At 46.0% G+C, this 21,453-nt stretch carries 20 protein-coding genes and 1 riboswitch; of the genes, 9 read left to right on the top strand and 11 right to left on the bottom strand.

The window, feature by feature from the left end:
* Window positions 1-146: 146 nt before the first annotated feature.
* From LAY57_RS13545 to LAY57_RS13530, 4 genes are all read right to left on the bottom strand, one after another.
* Entirely contained in the window at window positions 147-509 is a 363-nt protein-coding gene (locus LAY57_RS13545) for a low temperature-induced protein (RefSeq protein WP_249067308.1), read from the bottom strand.
* A gap of 367 nt (window positions 510-876) precedes the next feature.
* Window positions 877-1,170 carry a hypothetical protein gene (locus LAY57_RS13540; protein WP_249067307.1) on the bottom strand — a complete coding sequence of 98 codons (294 nt, stop codon included), beginning with the start codon at window positions 1,168-1,170 and terminating at the stop codon, window positions 877-879.
* Between the two features lie 53 nt (window positions 1,171-1,223).
* A complete protein-coding gene (locus tag LAY57_RS13535; protein ID WP_249067306.1) occupies window positions 1,224-2,285 on the bottom strand; it encodes an ABC transporter permease in 1,062 nt (353 codons plus the stop codon).
* A 79-nt stretch (window positions 2,286-2,364) separates the two neighbouring features.
* A complete protein-coding gene (locus tag LAY57_RS13530) occupies window positions 2,365-2,883 on the bottom strand; it encodes an adenine phosphoribosyltransferase (RefSeq protein WP_249067342.1) in 519 nt (172 codons plus the stop codon).
* Between the two features lie 351 nt (window positions 2,884-3,234).
* Between LAY57_RS13530 and LAY57_RS13525 the strand changes: the two genes are divergently transcribed.
* A complete protein-coding gene (locus tag LAY57_RS13525; protein WP_249067305.1) occupies window positions 3,235-3,861 on the top strand; it encodes a DUF3038 domain-containing protein in 627 nt (208 codons plus the stop codon).
* A 97-nt stretch (window positions 3,862-3,958) separates the two neighbouring features.
* On the top strand, window positions 3,959-5,212 hold the full coding sequence (locus LAY57_RS13520; RefSeq protein WP_249067304.1) for a DUF4335 domain-containing protein: 1,254 nt from the start codon (window positions 3,959-3,961) through the stop codon (window positions 5,210-5,212).
* An 88-nt stretch (window positions 5,213-5,300) separates the two neighbouring features.
* Here LAY57_RS13520 and LAY57_RS13515 read toward each other — a convergent pair whose 3' ends face one another.
* The 5 genes from LAY57_RS13515 to bioB form a co-directional block, all read right to left on the bottom strand.
* A complete protein-coding gene (locus LAY57_RS13515) occupies window positions 5,301-7,043 on the bottom strand; it encodes a methyl-accepting chemotaxis protein (protein ID WP_249067303.1) in 1,743 nt (580 codons plus the stop codon).
* A gap of 235 nt (window positions 7,044-7,278) precedes the next feature.
* Entirely contained in the window at window positions 7,279-9,552 is a 2,274-nt protein-coding gene (locus tag LAY57_RS13510) for a transglycosylase domain-containing protein (protein ID WP_249067302.1), read from the bottom strand.
* Window positions 9,553-9,660: 108 nt separating this feature from the next.
* Window positions 9,661-10,137, bottom strand: a complete 477-nt coding sequence (lspA, locus tag LAY57_RS13505) for a signal peptidase II (protein WP_249067301.1) — start codon at window positions 10,135-10,137, stop codon at window positions 9,661-9,663.
* A gap of 200 nt (window positions 10,138-10,337) precedes the next feature.
* Window positions 10,338-10,922, bottom strand: coding sequence for a biotin transporter BioY (locus tag LAY57_RS13500; RefSeq protein WP_249067300.1), 585 nt, complete (start codon window positions 10,920-10,922; stop codon window positions 10,338-10,340).
* Between the two features lie 154 nt (window positions 10,923-11,076).
* On the bottom strand, window positions 11,077-12,183 hold the full coding sequence (gene bioB / locus LAY57_RS13495; RefSeq protein WP_249067299.1) for a biotin synthase BioB: 1,107 nt from the start codon (window positions 12,181-12,183) through the stop codon (window positions 11,077-11,079).
* Between the two features lie 431 nt (window positions 12,184-12,614).
* Here bioB and LAY57_RS13490 point away from each other — a divergent pair, with 431 nt between their 5' ends.
* The 5 genes from LAY57_RS13490 (at window position 12,615) to psb27 (ending at window position 17,539) form a co-directional block, all read left to right on the top strand.
* Complete coding sequence (locus tag LAY57_RS13490; protein WP_249067298.1) at window positions 12,615-13,706, top strand: PstS family phosphate ABC transporter substrate-binding protein; 1,092 nt, start codon at window positions 12,615-12,617, stop codon at window positions 13,704-13,706.
* A 181-nt stretch (window positions 13,707-13,887) separates the two neighbouring features.
* The gene (gene pstC / locus LAY57_RS13485) at window positions 13,888-14,829 is read left to right on the top strand and encodes a phosphate ABC transporter permease subunit PstC (RefSeq protein ID WP_249067297.1); all 942 of its coding nucleotides are present in this window, start codon (window positions 13,888-13,890) and stop codon (window positions 14,827-14,829) included.
* Window positions 14,830-14,918: 89 nt separating this feature from the next.
* On the top strand, window positions 14,919-15,851 hold the full coding sequence (gene pstA, locus LAY57_RS13480; protein ID WP_249067296.1) for a phosphate ABC transporter permease PstA: 933 nt from the start codon (window positions 14,919-14,921) through the stop codon (window positions 15,849-15,851).
* Window positions 15,852-15,959: 108 nt separating this feature from the next.
* Window positions 15,960-16,814: a phosphate ABC transporter ATP-binding protein PstB gene (gene pstB, locus LAY57_RS13475; RefSeq protein ID WP_249067295.1), complete on the top strand. Its 855-nt coding sequence runs from the start codon at window positions 15,960-15,962 to the stop codon at window positions 16,812-16,814.
* Between the two features lie 329 nt (window positions 16,815-17,143).
* Window positions 17,144-17,539: a photosystem II protein Psb27 gene (psb27, locus tag LAY57_RS13470; protein ID WP_249067294.1), complete on the top strand. Its 396-nt coding sequence runs from the start codon at window positions 17,144-17,146 to the stop codon at window positions 17,537-17,539.
* A gap of 124 nt (window positions 17,540-17,663) precedes the next feature.
* Here the strand turns inward: psb27 and LAY57_RS13465 are convergent, their stop codons facing one another.
* Entirely contained in the window at window positions 17,664-18,737 is a 1,074-nt protein-coding gene (locus LAY57_RS13465) for an adenosine deaminase (RefSeq protein ID WP_249067293.1), read from the bottom strand.
* Between the two features lie 199 nt (window positions 18,738-18,936).
* Window positions 18,937-19,025: riboswitch (Fluoride riboswitch) on the top strand.
* A gap of 91 nt (window positions 19,026-19,116) precedes the next feature.
* Between LAY57_RS13465 and LAY57_RS13460 the strand changes: the two genes are divergently transcribed.
* Window positions 19,117-19,284 (top strand): hypothetical protein, encoded by a 168-nt coding sequence (locus LAY57_RS13460; protein WP_249067292.1) that lies wholly within the window; start codon window positions 19,117-19,119, stop codon window positions 19,282-19,284.
* Between the two features lie 24 nt (window positions 19,285-19,308).
* Window positions 19,309-20,613: a chloride channel protein gene (locus LAY57_RS13455; protein WP_249067291.1), complete on the top strand. Its 1,305-nt coding sequence runs from the start codon at window positions 19,309-19,311 to the stop codon at window positions 20,611-20,613.
* 173 nt (window positions 20,614-20,786) lie between these two features.
* Here LAY57_RS13455 and LAY57_RS13450 read toward each other — a convergent pair whose 3' ends face one another.
* Complete coding sequence (locus LAY57_RS13450) at window positions 20,787-21,422, bottom strand: DUF3122 domain-containing protein (protein ID WP_249067290.1); 636 nt, start codon at window positions 21,420-21,422, stop codon at window positions 20,787-20,789.
* Between the last annotated feature and the right edge of the window lie 31 nt (window positions 21,423-21,453).

The following is a 21,453-nucleotide window of genomic DNA, read 5'->3' as shown; positions in this document are numbered from 1 at the left end:
GTTTGTACTAAAGCCGAAGCACTCAGCATTTTGCTATAAAAATCAGGGCAGACACTTACTTATGCCTACCCTCTTCAATACTAGCGACAAACCGAGATAAATTATCTCGGCAGATTGTCAGGGAAGTAAGAAAACGCCCGATTTACCTAATCTTTGCCCGCAGCTTTTTCTAGCGTGTTTCCGATAATTTGTTCCACAGATTCAACGCCCTTGGTATTTCCAGGACGTTTCATCTTGTCAATGTCAGCGGTTCCTTGAACTTCATTCAAACCCGGATTAGTTTTATCAACTTGCTGTTTGAGATCGTAGGGATTGGACAAAACGGCTTCTTGTGATTTCTTCTCAATCTCTAACAGGTTTGCTTCACCTTGGGTGGGACTGCTGGTATTGGTGCTGGCGCTGTAAGCAGGTGTTGCGTAGGACATCAACAGCACGGCACAAACACAAAGACTGAGCAGAAAACGAACTGGACGCAACAGAGTAGAAATGTTAAAACGAATAGAGCGCATTGAAAGGTTCTCCTATTTATCGAAATTGGTAGCTATTGGTCGTTAATAGGCTAAACAAACGTTTATTTCCACGACCTTCCTCTATTTGCTCAAATTTTTAACTTTCTTGCCTCTGTATCTAGATAGATCTGTATTGATTGCTGCAAACGCATATATCATCTACCAAAAGACGTATCGGGTTGCTGATTAAATCTTTTCGGCAGGTTTCTATTGCTCGATCCAAAAGCATTTATCATCTATCAAAAGAAGTATCTTATTGCTAATATGGATTACATAAATGTTTGCTACAGGTGTAGAGTCAATTCCCGAATTGACTCTACGCCAAAGAGTGTTAATTTGTAGCCAAAATAAATCTAAATGACATGACTCAATCTAGGGAGAAAAATTCAATCCTGGGTAAGAGTGGGTCTCGAATCATTCCCACACCCGCAAAACCCCAACGCTGAAGTAGATTTTTTAGCTGAGAGCCAGGAATAGATTCTACCCCAAAGCGATCGACTACATTTGCGCCGTGGGTGTTGAGATAGCTCAGCGCCTCGAAATCTACGTTAAACAGCAGCAGATAGCCAGCATTAGCTCCTTTAGAATCTCTGTCAGGATGGGCAGCCAGATAGCGACCGTCAGCTTTAGAACGAACTAGGTAATAAATTTGGGAGAACATAGCAAAAGTCAAAAGTCAAAAGTCAAAAGTCAGAAATCAAAAGTCAAAAGTCCCTAATTCAGATTTTCCAGACGAATCCTGGGATCTACTGCCTTGAGTAGCAAATCTGCCAACAGATTGCCCACAATCAGCATGACACCTCCCATCATCAGACTCGCCATGACCAAGTAGAGGTCTTGAGCTAACACCGCCTGCAAAATCAGACGCCCCAAACCAGGCCAGTTAAAGAAAAACTCGGAAATAAAGGCACCGCTCAACAAACTAGAAAACTCAAAACCCAATAAAGTAATCAAAGGGTTGACCGCATTGCGAAGCGCGTGAACATAAATCACCCTGTTTTCTGGCAAACCTTTAGCACGAGCTGTCTGGATGTAATCTTGGCGGAGAACGTCTAACAATTCTCCGCGCATAATTCGCTGCAACCCAGCAAAGCTGGTAATACTCAGCGCTATAGTGGGTAAAATCATGTGCCAGCCAATATCCAAAGCTTGACCTAACGGCGTTAGTTCCGCGTAATTAATACTCGTCATTCCTCCGACTGGAAACACTGGAGAAATGTTTTGCGCCAAGATTAGGAGTAGCAGGGCTGTGATAAAGCTGGGAAATCCTTGTCCGGTATAACTGAGCAACTGTAGGAAATAGTCAATGCGGCGATTTTGATTTACGGCAGCAACAATGCCTAACGGAATTGCGATCGCCCAAGTTACAATCAGGGAAGAAATTGCCAGCAGCAGAGTATTCGGAATTCGCTCCCACAACAAAGAAGCGACCGATCGCTGATAAACAAAACTTGTGCCAAAATCACCTTTGGTGACAATCCGCCACAGCCATAGCATATACTGCTCAAGGCCCGATCGATCTAAACCAAACTGCCGCCTGAGTTCCTCAATCCGTTCCGGCGAAATCTTAGGATTTTGCTTGAGCGTATCTAAGTAATCGCCTGGAGCCAATTGAATGATCGCAAACGAAAGTGCTGAAGCCAGCAGCAGGGTCAACAGGGCCTGCAATAGTCGCTTTACCACATATACAAACGTCTCGCTGGTGACCAGGGCCCAGAGCCAATTCCCACCAGCCTCCAACGATCTGCGATTCGAGGAATTTTTAGTAAAAGTCATCAAACATAGAGTCCATTTCGCATACAGCAATTTTAGATTTTGGAGCGCTCCAAAATCTAAAACCTTTGCGATCGGATCGCTAATACTCGATCAGCGTCACGATCGGCACATCGGGAAGATGTCGGCGTCCATCCAAATCCCGTAGCTCGATGATAAATCCAAAACCAACCAAATCGCAGCCTGCCTGCTGTACCAACTTTGCCGTAGCAGCAGCCGTTCCCCCTGTGGCAATCAGATCGTCCACAATTAAGATCCGACAGTCTGGTTGCAAAGCATCCTTGTGTACCTCCAGCCGATCGGTCCCGTACTCTAGCTCATACTCGATCGAGTGAACTTCACCTGGCAACTTCCCTGGCTTGCGGACAGGAATAAAGCCAGCGCCCAGCTGATAAGCTAAAGGCGCTCCCACAATAAACCCACGCGACTCCATTCCCACCACATAATCCACCGCCGGGAAGGTGTCCTTGCACTTTTGGGTAAAAGTGTCGATCGTATACCGGAGCCCATCGCTCGATCGCAGAAGAGTGGTAATGTCCCGAAATAGGATTCCCGGCTTGGGAAAATCTGGAATGTTGCGGATCAGAGACTTTAAATCCATATATTTTTCATCGAAAATTGCGTTTAGGACAGGGATCGAAAAGCAAAACGACCATTTGAAGAAAGATGAAACTCGATCGGTCTCCAGTACGTAGGGTACGTCAACACCGCCCCAATCAAGAGTCCCCATTCCCCTTCACTCAGATCGCCCTGCAAATAGATGTCTCAGAAATCGTACACTAGAGAGTTGCACTGGTTGATATAAATGCCTAGATTCAAAATCAAGCTCGGTTCTTCAACAGGTAGGGTAGAGGTATGGCACAAAGACCGAGACTAAAAGTCACAAGTCAGTGATGCGATCGGTTTTGGATTGCTTTTGCAACAGTCCACTTCACCTAACCAGCCAGTCTAAATGAAAGTCTCCGCTAACGTAATGTATTTAGATAGTCCACCAGCCCAATCCATTCCCGTCATTTTGGACAGCCTACCCGTTCCAGCTATTTTTGAGGATCGGGAAATGCCGCGCCGCGCAAGGCTGCAAATTGACCTGATTCTACTGGCAATCGAAGCCTTGGATCTCAGCGGCTCCGAAGCCATACTGACCACAGCTTCCGAACTAGAACTACAAGATATTATTAAAAATCGAGTCAACCTATGGCGGCTTCGCAGTGCCAATCCCCTGCGACGGTTCAGCCAGCGCCGTTCTCTGAGTGTTGTGGAGGCGAAAGCTTTGGTGGTGATTGCCTCCTACCTGGCGCGACGCATGACGGTTTTGATCCGGCAATTGCTACTGGCATATCAACAACTGAGCGAGAAGCAACTGTCGATGGAACATCATTTTCGCCTTTCTGACTACCTCGATCGCTTCCGCAAACACTTCCGCAGCCGGATGAACCCCCGACGCTCTGGAGTGATCGCTTACACCTCTGACGAAAAATTAAACGATCTCGCCATTTCGCTGTTGGGAGAGTTGCTATTTTGTACCGGCACGGCTGGAATGCAGCGGTTTTGGAGCAGTCTGTTTGACGGCGAAATTTAATCCGTCGCTGGGAAATTTCAGATTTTAGATTTTAGATTTAAAATCTAAAATCTGAAATCTGAAATTGTAAATTACAAGTAACAACTAACGACTCAAAATGACTATACAACGCCAGTACAGTCTGCCCAATTGCACTCTGCTCTTGGAGGGATTGAATGATGCAACCACTGGTAGCGGCCAATTAGAGGTGCGCCCAGTCATGTCGATTTTGGTGAATGCAGAGTGTCACTTGGCAGGTTCTGCGCCACCACTGACCGGCGGAAGAGAATTTTTTGATAGCTTGGTGACGGCTGTGAGCCGTTATGCCCAGGAGTTTTTAAGTGGTGTACATCATCCTTATGATACCCATGAGCCGCCGTTGGTGCAGTTACGACGAATCAATCGGAATTTACATCGATTGATTGTGCAACGCCGGGGGGATGTTCATCTGGCATCTAACGGCACGATGGGTAAGACAGGATCGACAGCACCAGTTGAGATTGATATAACGACGGTGCAGCTGTTCGATTTGGTGGAGGCGGTGGATCAGTTTTTTGCCGATTCTCAAACTTTGCCGGGATTGTCGCTGCTTTTGACGCCTGTAGAACGGCGATACGCTCATGCTGACCAACCAGTCCTTAAGCGGGCTGCACCTGCTGCTATAGGGGTGTCGAGTTTGGCTGTGGCTGCTATAGCTCTTTTCTTCGTCCCCATTCCAGAAGTGCAGAGACCCAAAGAACCTCTGCCCCAAGCCAACTCTAACTCGCTTTCTACTACTTCCGGTGCAGAAGGACAAGTTACAACTGGTTCTGGGCCGATCGGGCCAGAGCCCCCGGCATCGGAAACGCCTTCAGCTTCCCCCGTCTCGGAAACTGCTTCCCCAACGCCCCTAGCATCCGAAACTGCTTCCCCAACGCCCCTAGCATCCGAAACTGCTTCCCCAACACCCCTAGCATCCGAAACTGCTTCCCCAACACCCCTAGCATCCGAAACTGCTTCCCCAACACCTTCAGAATTATCCACAGCGCCGACAACAGCGACCGTGGGGTCAGAAATTACTGACAATAACACGCTCAGAGATTTGAACGGAAAACTCCAGCAGCAAATTCTGCAAAACAAAGAAGAAAATTTAAAGTTTCCACGACAGTTGCTTTACCGTGTAGCTATGCGTCCAGACGGAACAATAGCAGACTATGAAGCACGCAACCAACCAGCTAGGGACTACGAAAACCAAACCCCCTTACCTAAACTAAAATCTACTAGCACTCCAACTTCATCAGCTACTGGTAGCGAAGCACCTCTTGCTTACTTCAAGGTAGTGTTTACCCTTAGAGGTGTTCCGCAAGTCAGCCCTTGGCGAGGCTATCGGTAAATTTCGGGGAATTGAGGAGAATTTCAGATTTTAGATTTTAGATTTAAATTAGATCTGCAATCTGCAATTTAAAATTTCCTATATCTGCTCAATTCACCTTAAAACGAGATATTTCTTGGCGTAAGCCTTGTGACGCCTCGTTCAATTGCGAGATGGCACGGTTAATTTCCCGCAGAGAATCAGCCGTTTGCGACGAAGCTTCGCTTAACTGAACCATAGCCTCCTTGATTTGCTCAGCCCCCTGCACCTGAGCATCCATACCCTGATTTACCACTTGAAAGCGCGGTGTCAGACTCTGCACTTGCTGAATAATTGACCCTAGTTGCACGCTGATATTGCCAACATCTTCAACACACTCAAACACTTCTTTTGTAAATTTATCCATTTCCATCACACCTGTGGAAACCGCAGCCTGCATTTCTTTTACCATGTTTTCGATATCTAAAGTTGCCACTGCTGTCTGATCTGCTAATCGGCGGATTTCTCTGGCTACTACTGCAAAACCAGTCCCATACTCTCCCGCTTTTTCCGCTTCTATAGCGGCGTTGAGAGAAAGCAAATTTGTCTGGTCTGCGACCTTAGTAATAGTAGTAACAACGCTATTAATGTTATTTGCTTTTTCGGTAATTACTCCCAGTTTTGTAGATATAGAATTTGTGGAATTAGCTAAATTACGCATCGTGTTTTCCATGCGAATTAAATCTTTTTGACCGCCGCCAGCAGATGTGGCGGTTGCTTGGGATAGTTCCGCAACTCGATCCATTGTCTGCACCAGTTCTTTAGAGGTGGCAGAAATCTCGTTTGTTGTGGCTAAAACTTCGTTTGCGGAAGCAGCTTGTTCAGTAACTGTGGCTTCTAATTGTTTGCCAGAAGCGGCGATTTGAGTGGTAGAAGTGGTGATCTGAATACCCGACTGCTGCACCAGGCGAATTAATGAATTTAGGTTTAAACTCATCTGGCGGAAGGCGGCAAGTAATTGTCCGATCTCATCCATTTCTTCGGTTACTTGGACTTGAGATGTAAGATCCCCCACAGAAATTTTTTCTGCTATTGTTACAACTCCAGCAATTTTAGCCCCCAATGGTTTCGCGATTGTATTGCTAAAGTAAATACCAAAAATTAAAGCAGTCAATGGGCCGATCGTCATACCTAAAATCACCCAGAACCTACTTTGAGCTATATTCTGCTGTCCTTCCTCATAAGCTTTTTTTCCCACATCTTCGTTTAGCTTGATATCTTCGAGAATTGATTCTGTCGCTGCCTTAAACGAAACTCGATTAGCCTTTGATTTTTGATGGAGTTTATTAAAAGCATTTGTTGCCGCTTGTGCTGCGGCAAATTGTGGAGTATTCTCCTGCCCCTTCGCGATCAAGTCAAGCTGCACTTGCTGGGGGTTTAAAATACCCAGGCTCTCAAATTGTTGATTGAGTTGCACAAATTCTTGCTGATCTTGCCTCCACTTATCCCACTTTACCACCAGTTGTTTGTATATTTTCTCTTCTTCTTCACTGCGATAAGTTGGTTCATATTGCTTAAATCCCTCGTCGATTTGTTGCAACGCCGAATTTATTCTCGCTAATTGCTCCTGTCTTTCATTTGCGTTAAGTAGTGGATCTAGCAAAGCTCCTTCTGATGATTCAATTTGGGTTTGACCTTCCTTGATTTTCCACAATCCTTCTATTGCTGGCTGGCTATTTGTACTCACTGTGGTAAGCTTTGTGCCTAAACTAGAAGTAGAAACCCAGCCTATCATACCCACAATTAATACGATAAAACCGACAAACATAAACGCGCTGATTATTCGGCCTTGTAGACTTCGATTATTGAACATAAGTTTTCTACCTGTTGTTGGTTGTCTATTGTTAGTTGTCTTTTACTTAGATCTGAGGTTCTTCCGTTCCTGGTATACTAAATTTACACACCGAACTTCGATCTAAAATCGGTAATCACGCTTCTCTGCGCTTGGTGAAAGACAAAGATAGCAGACCGACCGCCATTTTTGGCAAAAGGATTGCTACCAAGAACTCTAGCAATAGGGGTATTAAGAGGGAAATCTCTTAATAATCTTATCCCCTTTTAGGTGTTGGAGTGTCAAGCATATAGTTTCCCCAAACTTGGGCAGCTTGACCGCTAGTTCCTCTAGTTGGGGAGTTGTCATCGTTACCCAACCAAACTCCTGTGACTAGCTGCCGACTGGGAATATAACCAATAAACCAAAGATCCCTGTTATCGCTGTTGGTGCCTGTTTTACCAGCTTCTTCTCCCAGTCCTAAAGAAGCATTGCGACCTGTACCGACTCTGACGACGCCTCGAAGTAAACTATTCATTTGAGAAGCTACTTCTGGTCTGAGAACTCGCTTGCCGTTAGTAGCTGGATCGTAGGCATAAATCACGCGGCAGGTACTTGGGTTATTGCGATCGCTACAATCGCCGCTATCTAAAATTCTAGTAATCGCATGAGGACGATTCCACACGCCACGATTTGCTATAGCACCGAAAGCACCAGTCATCTCTAAAGGATAAACTTCGCTTTGACCGAGAACCAAACCCGGTACGGCATTGAGTTTCGACTCTATTCCCAGACGCTGCGCCATTCGCACCACATTATCCAAACCGACATCCTGAGCCACCCGTAGAGCAATTACATTCTCAGAAAGAGCCATACCTTTGTACATATCTGTACTGCCGCTAGCACCATGATTGCATCCTTCGTAACGGTTAACCCAAACTAGGGAAGCGCAGGAATACAGCTTACCGGGTGAAATGCCTTGTTCTAGAGCCGCAGCATAAGTAAAAATCTTGAAAGTCGATGCTGCTTGTCGGTGCGCTTGGGTGACGCGATTAAACTGACTTTGTTTGTAATCCAATCCACCAGCAAGGGCTAAAATCGCACCAGTGCTGGAGTCAAGGGTGACGATCGCACCTTGCGAAAATTGATAAGTTCTCCCAGAATTATTGACAGAGTTACGCAAAGATGCTTCAGCTTGCCGTTGTATCCGGGGATCGAGAGAGGTTTCGATCGTAAAATTTCCCTCTCTGGCTAATTCCTCCCCCAATAGATACTGGAGTTCGTTAAAAACATAACTGTAAAAATAAGGGGCAATAGTATTGGATTGGTCTTGACAAACCTTGGGGCTGACTTCCAGAGGACTTCGCCGCCCCCGATTTGCCTCTTCTGGGCTAATCTTACCTTGGACTAGCATCTGAGTAATCACGGCGTTGCGGAGTACGATCGCTCTTTGGCGACTCTGGTTATCCCCACAGGGATTAAAATTATTGGGAGCCGATAAAATCCCCACCAAAGTAGCAGACTCGGCCAAAGATACATCTCTAGCAGACTTACCAAAGTAGTACTGAGAAGCATCCTCAAAGCCGTAAGTATCGCCCCCCAAGAAGATGCGATTTAAGTAAGTCAGCAGCAGTTTGTCTTTGCTGTAAAAGAATTCTAACTTCAGGGAAACAATAGCTTCGCGCACTTTGCGACCCAGAGAATCTGCACTCCCAACATATTCTCGAAACAAACTGCGGGCGACCTGCTGGGTCACCGTGCTACCGCCTTGACGATCGCCCCCCTTACTAATAATAAAAGTTGCTCTAGCAATGCCGATCGGATCGACACCCAAATGCCAGTAAAAGCGTTTATCTTCAGAGGCAACTACAGCTTTGGGCAAATAGGGGGAAAACTCCGATAATTGCTTCATTTCTCCGTGAGAGGTCGTGCGAGGCGGACGCAAGGGCGTTTGTCCGTCACGGGCGATCACTATTACTGGCCCCCCCGTTGCCGTCGGCAGGGGACGCACGGAGAATTTCTGCCACTCGATCGCAATTGCCAACACCAGCAGTGCCGTCAATCCACCGATGCCGTAAAGCCCCCAGGTGGTCGCTTTAACATACCAAGGGGGTGGATCGTAATATTGAATTCGGACAGACTGCGCCAGTTCTGGTGGCCCTAGAGTAAAGATATCGCCATGTCTGAGCAATTTCGATGCAATTCTGCGTCTACCGCGATAGATGCCGTTGGTTGAGCCTTCATCTTTAATCTCGAAGGACTTCTGGCGGCGTCCGGTGCGGGTCAAAGATAGGTGAATCTGACTGACTACTGGATTACGGACGATGATATCGCAGGATTTGGAGCTGCGGCCCAAGCTGTAGCGATCGCCTAACAGAGGATATACTTCTGCTTTGTCCACATCGCTATCCTGTACCCGCAGTTCTGGCACCCTGGTATTCGGTTTAAGTACCAGTTGAGAAAAATGAACTTTCGCTTGAACTGTCTGTACCGCTTGAGTTATTGCACCGAAAATCGTTTGTGGGGGGCGTTTAGGCTGAGGAGGAGTCATAAGGAATTTTAGATTTTAAATTTTAGATTTTAGATTTGGTAGTTGGTAGTGGGATTCCTTTTTTTTGACTTTTGACTTTTGACTTTTGACTTTTGACTTTTGACTTCCCTACCCTCCACCGCCTCTCTTGGGTGGATCGTGTTTCTGGAAGGCAGCAATAAAGAGGCAGACAATACCTACATTAATAAACACATCTGCCAGATTAAATACGGGAAAATGAATCAGTCGAAAATCGAGAAAATCTACTACATAGTTTAATAAAAAGCGATCGATCCCATTGCCCATCGCTCCTCCTAAAATAAAACCATAACCCAGCTGATCCCAACGGGTAAAATTTGGCCCAAACCAGGCCAATGCCATCAAACCTACACTCACTCCCAAGGATAGCCAACGCAACCAACTTCCGTCCTGGCTAAAGAGACTAAAAGCCGCACCGGGATTTCTCACGTAGGTAAAATGAAAAACCCCTGTCCACAAAGACCAGGTTTCACTGAGGCGGAAGTTTTGCACCACCCAAAATTTACTCAACTGGTCTAAAACTAAACTGATAAAGGCAGCAACCCAAAAAAAGCGGTTTTTAGTCATTAGTCATTAGTCATTACTCATTTCAAATTGCAGATTGCAGATTGCAGATTTAATGGCTCTTTCGGAGTTGTGATGCTTTTGTTCAAACAAATAACATTTTTATTCTCCTGCTCCTCTACGCCTCTGCACAAGCGCTCAAATAGCATAGTAAATACGGAAGAACCGATTTTCTTCCCCATGCCCAATGCCCAATGCGCTGATTAGTAAAATATCAAATGTCGCAGAATGAAGGCCAAAACGGTAATGGCACAGACTATAGCCAGCTGTCCTGGCAGGGCATAGAACGAGTATCTTAAGACAGCTGACCATAGAGGAACATCACTGGTATTTGTCCAGCTTAACCAATCGCTGAGAACGAGATAGCTAAGACCGATGACATGAACTGTTAGCAGACCACACAAACAACTAAAGGCCAGAGACTCCAGTTTTAGTGGTGTCCGAAATGCTACAAAGCCACACAACCAGGCACCGGGAACAAAGCCTAACAAGTATCCAAAGCTGGGCTCTTTTATATAGCTGATGCCGCCGCCCTGAGTAAAGACAGGCAACCATGTCAAGCCTAATACAAGATAGGCTATTTGAGAGAGGGCACCAGCATTCTTGCCGCCAAGACAGCCGACCAATAAAACGGCACCAATTTGATAGGTGACGCCCAAGGGGTAAGTGGGAATGCCAGAATCACTCCACTGCCACGGAGGACTGGGCAAAGACGCCTCTAGAAAGGTTCCACCGATGGTGAGCAGTAATCCAATCAAGGCCCACAGCAGTTCAGTGGGAGAAAACATTAAGAGACTAGGGGCTAGGGACTAGGGGCTAGGGGCTAGGGGCTAGGGGCTAGGGACTAGGGGAAGAAGGGGAAGAAGGGGAATTTTAGATTTTAAAATTTAATTTCAATTTGAAATCTTCCCCCACTCCCCCACTCCCCCACTCCCCCACTCCCTAATTTGGAATGGGTGCTTCACCGCCTTGGAGTCCCAAAGCTTCTAGCATGGCGCGGTCTTGCTCTGGAGGTTGACCTATAGTGGTGAGGTAGTGTCCGATCAGCATGGCGTTAATGCCAGCTTTGAGTCCAAGGGCTTGCAGTTCGCCCATGACGGCTTCTCGTCCACCAGCGTAGCGGAGAATTTGCTTTGGCAGAATCAGTCTAAAGATTGCGATCGCCTTCAACGCTTCGTAGGGATCGAGTTTGGGACGTTCCTCTAATGGTGTCCCCGATCGGGGATTGAGTAGGTTCAGCGGTACAGATTCAACTTCTAACTCCCGCAAAGCTAGCGCTAAATCTACCCGGTCTGACCAGCTTTCGCCCATGCCCATAATACCGCCCGTACAGGCTTGTATTCCGGCTGCTTTGAGATTTTTGACTGTTTCAACGCGATCGCGCCAACTGTGAGTCGTCACTATCTCTGGGAAATAGTTCTCTGACGTTTCTAGGTTATGGTTGTAGCGGGTAACGCCTGCCTCTCTTAGTGCTTCAGCTTGTTCTGGCGTCACCTCTCCCAAAGCGCAACAAGGTTTAATATTGGTTTCGGCGGTAATTTGCCGCACTGTTGCCAGAATTCGCTCAAATTCTCCCGATTTCGGACTGTTATACTTGATGCCGCGTCCTTGACTCACCAAGCAAAACCGTTTTGCTCCTGCTGCTTCAGCTGCTTTGGCTTGGGCAAGAATTTCTTCAGTGGGTTTTAAACCGTAAATTGGCGAATCGCTACCTGAATGGTGAGCTGACTGGGAGCAAAAGCCGCAGTTTTCCGAGCAATTGCCAGATTTGACGTTGATGATGCTGCACAAATCGACGGTGTTGCCGCAGCAAGCTTGTCGCACTTTATCTGCGGCTTCGCACAACAGCAGTATATTCTCTTGTCCCTCTATCTGGGTGAGTGCGATCGCTTCCTCTCGACTGAGGCGCTTACCCGCAACAATCTGCTTAGCCAGGTCATGCAGCCATTCCCGCAGGGACTCCTTTGTAGAGGCTACTGCCAAATTTCCCTGTACTGGAATATCCGAATTGGACGCATTGAAAGCGCTTGACGGTGGTGCTTGAACCATTGCTGCCCCTTGGTCGCATCTACTGAGACTTACGAATTTTACCACTTGCTTTGGCTACTAGAGCAGTCCCGGTCGCATCTCGTCCCGATCCCTCAAAGTTTTATGCTTTTTATTAAAAAAACTATGTTCCAGCGATCGTTCTTTTGGTATACTACCTAAAACTACCCTAAAAAGTAGTGTGTGTTACAACCGATCGGTAAATTCGATGCTAGACACAAAAAAAAGCGGGAATCGAGTGTTCCAGCGGCCAATTACCAACCAATTTGGGATAAGCGTGTAGTGTAGTGCTAAGAATCTATTCCTCAAACTTAAACCGTTAACCTTAATTTAACCTTATCGTTAACCTTTTCTTTACGCTTAAGCGATACCCTTCAGAGGAGAGAAGCAATAGACTTGCAACCTGTTCCCTGTGAAGTAACTTCAAAAATATCATGTTTTTCAAATATACTCGGTTGACATATTGTGCATCGTTAGTTGCTTTGGCATTGGGAGTAGTCTCTTGCACTAGCAACACTGGCAATCAGACATCCACATCTCCTTCATCTGGCAACGCTTCACCCGCAACCAACACTGCCAACACTACCTCTGCACCTGCTTCTAACCTCTCTGGCACTGTGACTGTAGATGGTTCTAGCACCGTGTTTCCGATCTCGGAGGCGATGGCGGAAGAATTCCAAAAATCTAATCCTGGTGTGAGAGTAACGGTAGGTAAGTCTGGTACTGGGGGTGGCTTCAAGAAATTCTGTAATGGTGAAACCGATATTTCTAATGCTTCTCGCCCCATCAAACCAGAAGAAGTAGAACTCTGCAAAAAAGGGAACATTGAATATATTGAAATTCCCATTGCCTTTGATGGACTTTCAGTGGTGGTTAATCCCCAAAATAACTTTGTAGAGTGCCTCACAGTCGCTGAACTTAACACGATGTGGGAGCCAAAAGCTCAAGGTAAAATCACCACATGGAATCAAATCCGTGCTAGCTTCCCGAACGAGCGCATCGGTTTGTATGGTGCGGGTACTGACTCCGGTACTTACGATTTCTTCACCAAAGCAATTACGGGTGAAGAAGGCAAAAGCCGAGGGGATTTCACCGCTAGCGAAGATGACAACACTCTAGTTCAGGGTGTAAACGCAGACAAGAGCGGAATTGCCTTTTTCGGCTACGCCTATTACGAAAACAACAAAGATAAGTTAAAACTGGTAGCAATTGATGGAGGCAAGGGTTGTGTGAAGCCCAGCCCGGATACGATTAATGCTGGAACTTACCAGCCGCTTGCTCGCCCAGAATTTTTCTACGTTAAGAAAACTGCTGCTACTCGCCCAGAAGTGAAAGCTTTTGTTGAGTATCAAATGAATTCCGCCAATAAAAAGCTGATTTCAGAAGTTGGCTACGTTCCGCTTCCAGATGAACTGATGACTGAAGTGCAGTCGCGTTTCCAAGCGGGTAAGGTTGGCTCCATATTTGAGGGTAAAGGTTCTCAAGTTGGTGTTACCCTAAAAGACCTACTCAAGCAAGAAAAGTAACTCAGAAATATTAAGGATGAAGTATCGTATATCCTTCATCCTTAATACTCAAGCTACCCTTATAAAGGCAGGCTAAACCAACTGCAATCCCTAACGAACGGCAAGTTCTACGCCGGAGGGGTTATGGGAACTGCTACGGCTACATCTTTAAAATATCCTCTTTTATTTCTCAATTCGGCTTATGAGTACCAACCCGTCATCGCCTCCATCCCCCAGTTCAGATTTATTTCGCCCGAATCGCCAGTTGAGCAAGTGGGTAGAACTGGTCGTAAAATACATTTTTGCGGCATTTGCGCTCATTTCTGTGGCAACGACGATTGGAATCGTCCTCACTCTCATTTTTGAGACGGTGGAGTTTTTCGGGGATGTTCCATTGTGGAGATTTCTGACAGACAGGGAATGGACGCCGCGTTTTGTGAATCCTCAGTACGGTATATTTGTATTGATTAGTGCTACGTTACTCACTTCTGCGATCGCGATCAGTGTAGCTTTGCCAATAGGCTTGTTAGCCGCTATCTGCCTGAGCGAATATGCACCACCCAAGGTGCGTAGCTGGCTAAAACCAGCCCTAGAAATCCTGGCAGGAGTGCCGACAGTCGTTTTTGGTTATTTTGCTTTGCTGCTCGTAACACCGTTTTTGCAAAATTTTATCCCTGCTTTGCAGGGATTCAATGCTTTGAGTGCGGGGTTGGTATTGGGAGTGTCGATTATTCCCCTCGTCGCTTCTCTAAGCGAAGATGCTATTTATGCAATTCCAGGCAGTCTTAGACAGGGAGCTTACGCTTTGGGCGCAACCAAACGGGAGACGATCGTCGGCGTAGTGCTACCATCAGCTTTATCTGGTATTGTCGCTTCTTTCGTGTTGGCGATTTCCCGCGCGATCGGGGAAACGATGATTGTCACGATCGCGGCTGGTCAAAATCCTCAGATGGGCCTCAATCCCTTCGTCCCAGTGATGACGATGACAGCCTACATTGTACAAGCGAGTCTGGGAGATACACCAGCTGGTTCGTTAGCCTACAGAACTCTATTTGCCGTCGGTATGACTTTGTTCTTGCTCACCTTAGTTTTGAATATTTTTAGCTTTTGGTTTGTCCGCAAGTTTCGGGAGACATACGAGTAAGTTGCTGATGATTAGCAATCGAAATTTTTCGATCGGCAATAGGCAATTAGTAATGAGCAATTTCCAATCACCAATTACCACTCATCCCTATGACAAGCAAAGAGCCAAAATTGTTTGCTAATGAATCCTCCGAAAGTGATAGCCTCTTTAAGGCGTCTCTCCCGTTTCGCTACAATTTGGATAAGGTGTTCGCGATCGTCACCTGGGCTGCCACATTAAGCGGATTAATTGTATTGGGCATTTTGCTGATCGATATATTGATAGATGGCTTCTCCCGCCTGGATTGGTCATTTATTACCAGTTATCCCTCTCGCCGTGCTGCCAGTGCAGGTATTCTTTCACCATTAGTCGGTAGTATCTGGATTTTAGTGGTAACGGCTTTAATCGCCTTTCCTTTGGGAGTTGGTGCCGGTATCTACTTGGAAGAATACTCAAATGACAACTGGTTCACCAGGTTGGTTGAAATCAACATCGCTAACTTAGCCGCAGTTCCTTCGATTATATATGGTTTACTCGGTCTGCAAGTTTTTGTCCGGTGGTTTCAACCAATCACAAACGGACGCAGTATATTAAGCGGTGCCCTTACCCTTGCCTTGTTGATTTTGCCTATAATTATTATAGGTACTCGCGAAGCTCTGCGAACGGTGCCAAGTAGTCTGCGCCAAGCTGGGTTTGCCTTGGGAGCGACGCGGTGGCAAGTGATTCGCGAACACGTTTTTCCACTTGCTTTACCTGGTATCCTTACTGGTACGATTTTGGCCTTGTCACGAGCTATTGGAGAAACGGCTCCTTTGATTGTGATTGGCGCTTTAACGTTTATTACTTTTCTGCCTTCCATTTCTCCTCAAGGTTTGCAAAGTCCTTTTACAGTACTGCCGATTCAAATTTATGACTGGGTTTCTCGCCCCCAGGTAGAATTCCATAATAATGCTGCGTCTGGAATTATTGTTTTGATGCTTTTGCTCTTGGTGATGAACGCAACAGCAATTTTCTTACGAAACAAGTTCCAGAAAAGCAGATAGCAGAATAACAAATTAACGATTAAAAATTAAAAATAAAAAGTACTGATTTTTAATTTTTAATGGAGATTTTTAGTTGTCGAAAGTTCTGAATACTCACAAATTGATTGTATGAAACAAGATCCAATTAACCAGCCTCTTTCTGGTCAGATAAAGCCACCCTATTCTGGATATACCTCTAGCAAAGAAGCTATATTACAAGCTGAGAAAGTTTCGGTTTTCTACGGCTCATATTTGGCTGTACGAGATGTATTTTTAGATATAGAAACCAACAAAATTACAGCTTTTATTGGCCCTTCGGGATGTGGCAAAAGCACTCTACTCAGGTGTTTTAACCGTTTGAACGATCTGATTTTAGGCGCACGGGTGGAGGGAAGTATCAAGTTCCAAGGAGAAAACCTCTACGATAAAAAATTCGATCGAAAAATCGAAGAAGTGCGCCGCCGCATTGGTATGGTGTTCCAAAAACCTACACCATTCTCAAAGTCGATTTATGAGAATATAGCTTTTGGGGCCAAGATTAATGGCTATCAGGGGGATATGGATGAATTGGTGGAGCGCAGTCTCCGGCAAGCGGCTTTGTGGGATGAAGTGAAAGATAAGCTCAAGCAAAGCGGTTTATCCCTGTCTGGCGGACAACAGCAGCGGTTGTGTATTGCGCGTGCGATCGCAGTTCAACCCGATGTTATCTTAATGGACGAACCTTGCTCTGCTCTCGATCCGATTTCCACGCTCCGCATTGAAGATTTGCTCCACGAACTTAAAGAACAATACACCATTGTGATTGTTACCCACAATATGCAGCAGGCTTCGCGGGTATCCGATATGACCGCCTTCTTCAACGTCGAACCTACAGACAAAGGCGGAAGGATGGGTTATCTCGTCGAGTACGATCGCACTGAGGTGATCTTCCAAAGTCCTAAAGAAGAGTCTACCCGCGAGTACGTCAGCGGACGCTTCGGTTAAACTCAGGGTAGACATTGCCCTAAAAGACAAACCTCACCCCCCCCCAACCCCCCTCTCCTCTGGAGGAGAGGGGGGAGAAATACTCCCCTCCCCGCTAACGGGGAGGGGCAGGGGCAAGGGGGTGGGGGTAAATGCAGTTCCAAAAAATCTAGCTAATTCTACTCAATCCTACTCATTTTTATAGCTAAATGCCCAATAGGGACTAAGTTTTGGTGTGGGTTTTCAGAAACGCTCTTTAAACTGGTAGCATCGAAAAAGACGATCCCCACAGCACCAATCCAAGTTAGGATGGAATATGTGTCTGCTCTGAAAAACTTAGTTAAAGGCTTATGAAGCGCTATTTGTCCCGTCTGCTTGCCCTGGTTTTGGTTGTGACTATTGGCTTAATCGGCTGCTCTGGCTCAACAAGCATAACCGGGGATTATCGTCAAGATACCTTGGCTCTGGTGAACACTCTGAGAACCGCCATTGAATTGCCAGATGATTCACCGGATAAAGCGGCGGCTCAGGCAGAAGCACGGACAAGAATCAATGACTTTGCGGCTCGTTATCGTCGAGATAATTCTCTGACAACCCTCCGATCTTTCACCACAATGCGAACAGCATTGAATAACTTAGCCGGACATTACAGTTCTTATCCAAATCGTCCCGTTCCTGAGAAGTTAAAGGAGCGTTTGGAGCAAGAATTCAAGCAGGTGGAAGCTGCTCTGAATCGAGGACTTTAACAGGTCTTGAGGCATGGGGAGGAAATTTCAAATTGAAAATTTTAGATTTCAAATTTAATTTTTGAATCAGCAATCTGCAATTTACAATCTGATATTCTCCCACGCTCCCCTGCCCTCTCAGACTCTAGTCCGCAATCTTGGCTAATTCAAGTTCACCAGCCGAACCATTGCCGGTTCCATTAAGTGTTCCTTGAAATAGTCTATTTAACAACGACGCCGGTGGTTGCTTATAAGGCCAAGCAAAGGCATGGCGGAAGGCAGCTTCTTGACAAGCCTGCAATTCCTCAAAACCGATGATGTCGTAAGTCAGCAGGTTTTCGTACTCGAAAGGCAGACGCACATTATGCAACCCAGCGTTGTCGGTACAGATGGCGATGTCCACACCAGCGTCAAAACTGCGATCGAAAACAACCTTGAGTTGGCGGATATCTTCGAGAGTACCAGTTTTTAGGTAAGTGGTGGGACAGACTTCCAAGCACTGATTGTTAGCAGCCAATTGACTCAGTAACTCTGGATGCTGTAAGGGAATCTGGATACCGTGACCGATACGCTTCAGATAAGGTAGCAGTTTTGGATAACAGCCAGATGTAGTTTCGTACAGGTGACCTGTAGTGTTAACGTCGTGCTTGAGCGCCAAGGCATACAATTCGACAAACTCATCCAGCCTCTCTGTGTAATGGGCATCCCCCCCAGCCAAGTCTACAGCACAGACATAACCTTTACTCTGTGCAGCCAGCTCGACGATCGCACGATTCACCTCATAGGGAAGGCGCGAGTGCATACACAGAATTTGGCTGGTAATAATTGGGTACTCCTTCACGTGACTAGCTTTACCGACAACCTCAACAATCTCAGCCATTTGGTCAATTCGTTCCGACTGGCTAAATTGGGGCGATGTCCGCAGATAAGGAGTGTAGCGTAACTCCAAATAGGCAAGATTCTCAAAAATATACGCACCCCGAATCAGGCGAGAGATAAAGTAGGGCAAGGTTTCGATAGTTTGGACGCCTTCTACGAGAGTATGGAGTTCCAAATACTCATCCAGTGTACTGCGCGGTTTGGTATAAAACTCCTCAAACGCCCCATACTCAGGGAACCTCTCAGCCAAATCGGCATCGCTGCGTTGGAAGTAGCGCCAGAGAATACGAGGTACAACAGAACCGCCCAGATGGCGGTGTAGTTCAGCATAAAGAGCCACGGCAACCTCTTGTATCAATATTAGCTATTAGTTCAATTATGAACAGGAAATCGGTAATGGGTAGTGAGTGGGTAATTGGGAAAAAGGTAATTGGGAATTCTCCCCCACACCCCTGTAACCTTGCGCCATCGCATCTTAACGCGATCGGCTTTAGGAATGGGGCACGGAAATCGAAGATGAGCTTCAAGAGTGATATAAATGTAATGATGGCGATGGATCTCGCCGAAACCGCCCTGCGTTATTAATAATCTTCATAACGTTTAAAAGGCTGATGGCTCCTACTGTTCCGACTTGTAGCGAAAGGGTAGGATGGCGCGGATGCCTGAATTAGTCTTTCCCCTACAAGTCACGTTCATCCATTCAGCTTCAAGGTGGCGTGATGTTAGAAAATATTATCTCGATTTTATTAATGGGGTTTTTGGTCGGGCAGATTGCTCGACGGCTTAAAGCGACCGCACTGGTAGGTATAGTGCTGGTGGGTATTGTATTAGTGCTGAAACAGGAGGATTATATTTTCTGGAACTGTGAGATATTGCCGCAAGGATGAATTTATAAAAAAGGATCATTTATTATGAAACCTCTCCCTCAATTTGAGCAGTTTTTCGCCTTTATCCAACTCAGCAAGTGGTTCATTATTTCTTGTCTCGTTGGTATACTTTCCGGCATTGGTTCTGCCGCTCTCCTGGCATCTTTAGAATGGGCAACTAATTGGCGAGAATCTCATTTGTGGGCGATCGCCTTACTACCCATTGCTGGATTCTTCAGTGGTTGGTTTTATCATAAATATGGAAAAACAGTAGAAGCCGGAAATAATCTTTTACTGGAAGAGATTCACGACCCAAAAAGTACGATTCCTTTGCGGATGGCTCCTATGGTGCTGTTAGGGACAGACCTCACCCATTTATTTGGGGGTTCGGCAGGTCGTGAAGGGACAGCCCTACAAATTGCTGCATCTCTCGCAGATCAGTTGACTAAAATATTCCACTTTAAATCTGTCGATCGCCGAATTTTATTAATGGCTGGGCTGAGTGGTGGATTTGCTTCGGTTTTTGGGACTCCCTTAGCGGGAACTATCTTTGGTTTAGAGGTTTTAGCAATTGGAAAGATTAACCACAATGCTCTATTTCCCTGTTTAGTTGCCGCAGTTGTCGGCGATCGCATTACCTTAAATCTGGGTTTGCATCATACAGCATACCGCCATGCTTCATTTATCCCAAACATAACTCCAATCGGGCTAATTTCTGCAATTATGGCTGGTGTAGTCTTCGGCATTGTGGCGATGATTTTTGCGAAGCTAACTCATAAAATTAGCCACTTTTTTAAAGCCAAAATATCCTACCCTCCTTTACGTCCAGCAATTGGCGGTGCAATTGTCGCATTGATTGTTTGGGCGATCGGATCGACTAAGTATATCGGTCTTGGGATTCCTACCATTGTCGATGCGTTTGAAACTCAGTTACCGCCTTGGGATTTTGCGGCAAAAATAGCTTTAACTGCATTGACATTAGGGGCAGGTTTTAAGGGAGGCGAAGTTACTCCTTTATTTTTTATTGGTGCAACGTTAGGCAATGCTTTGTCGTTAATCTTGGCATTACCAACACCTTTATTAGCGGGAATGGGATTTGTTGCAGTCTTTGGCGGCGCAGCAAATACACCGATCGCTTCAACTTTAATGGGAATTGAACTTTTTGGACGGGAATCTGGGGTGTTTATTGCTATTGCTTGTGTGATGAGCTACCTTTTTTCTGGTCATTCTGGTATTTATAGATCGCAGAGTATTGGCTCTGGTAAATACCATTTTATGCCAATGAAAGAAGAGCCACATTTGGCGACTCCTGCCCAAGAAATCGATCCAGATCCAGAAGAAATTATTTAACCCGCCGTATGAAAATCAAGAAAGCTGAAGCGCAAACAGCAACAAAAAGCGACAGTAAAAGAATAAGCCAACAACTTAAACCGATTCCCCAACAGAAGGCTTAGGTTAGCAGTTGAACAAACCTTTGACACTCCCACCCCTGAAGAGGTGGGAGTGTCAAAGGTTAAACTCTGTCAACGAGCAGAAACTGCTTGCCACTCTTGAATCGCCACAGATGGGATTTGTAACTCGATCGCTGAGCCAGTTACCATCGGTAAAGTTAGGTGTAGGGGAATTTCAGCCTGCAACTGCGGTAGGACAGATTTAATGTCATATTCTCCGACATTCGCTGGGGTTGGTGTGTCCTGATAAATTTCGCTAGAAATATCCTTGGCGGTGAGAGTTTTCCCCATAGATGTTGTCAGGGTCAGTGGTTGAGTGCGATCGAATTCCACCGCACCAGGAAAACCTACGAGTCTTAGGGAGACAATAGCATTACCTTCGGGATGGATGCGCTTGAAGGCTATAACCTGCCAGAAATTTCCGTTTTGGTCTTGCAACTTTTGGCGGGATTGGTAGAGCATTTGTCCTGGATATTCTTCGATTTGCGTCACACTAGCAACAGCGGGTAAGGGACTCCAGACAACCAGTAAAACGCAGATTAAAGTAGCTAGCAGCCAGCGCATCGGGCGAATTTTAGAACAGTTGAAGTAGATAAAGTTCATCACAAACGTCCTCACAAAGTTAAAATGTCTTGGTGCATTAGCTAGAGGCGATCGCCTCTTCTGCGTTTTTCCAGCCTGCAAAACTTGGCGGAAATCCCTGGACATTTTCATAGCCCAATAGGTGCAATGTCATTAC

The organism is Argonema antarcticum A004/B2 (assembly GCF_023333585.1).
GTDB classification, from domain to species: Bacteria; Cyanobacteriota; Cyanobacteriia; order Cyanobacteriales; family Aerosakkonemataceae; genus Argonema; species Argonema antarcticum.
This window is presented reverse-complemented; position numbering and strand designations above follow the sequence as displayed.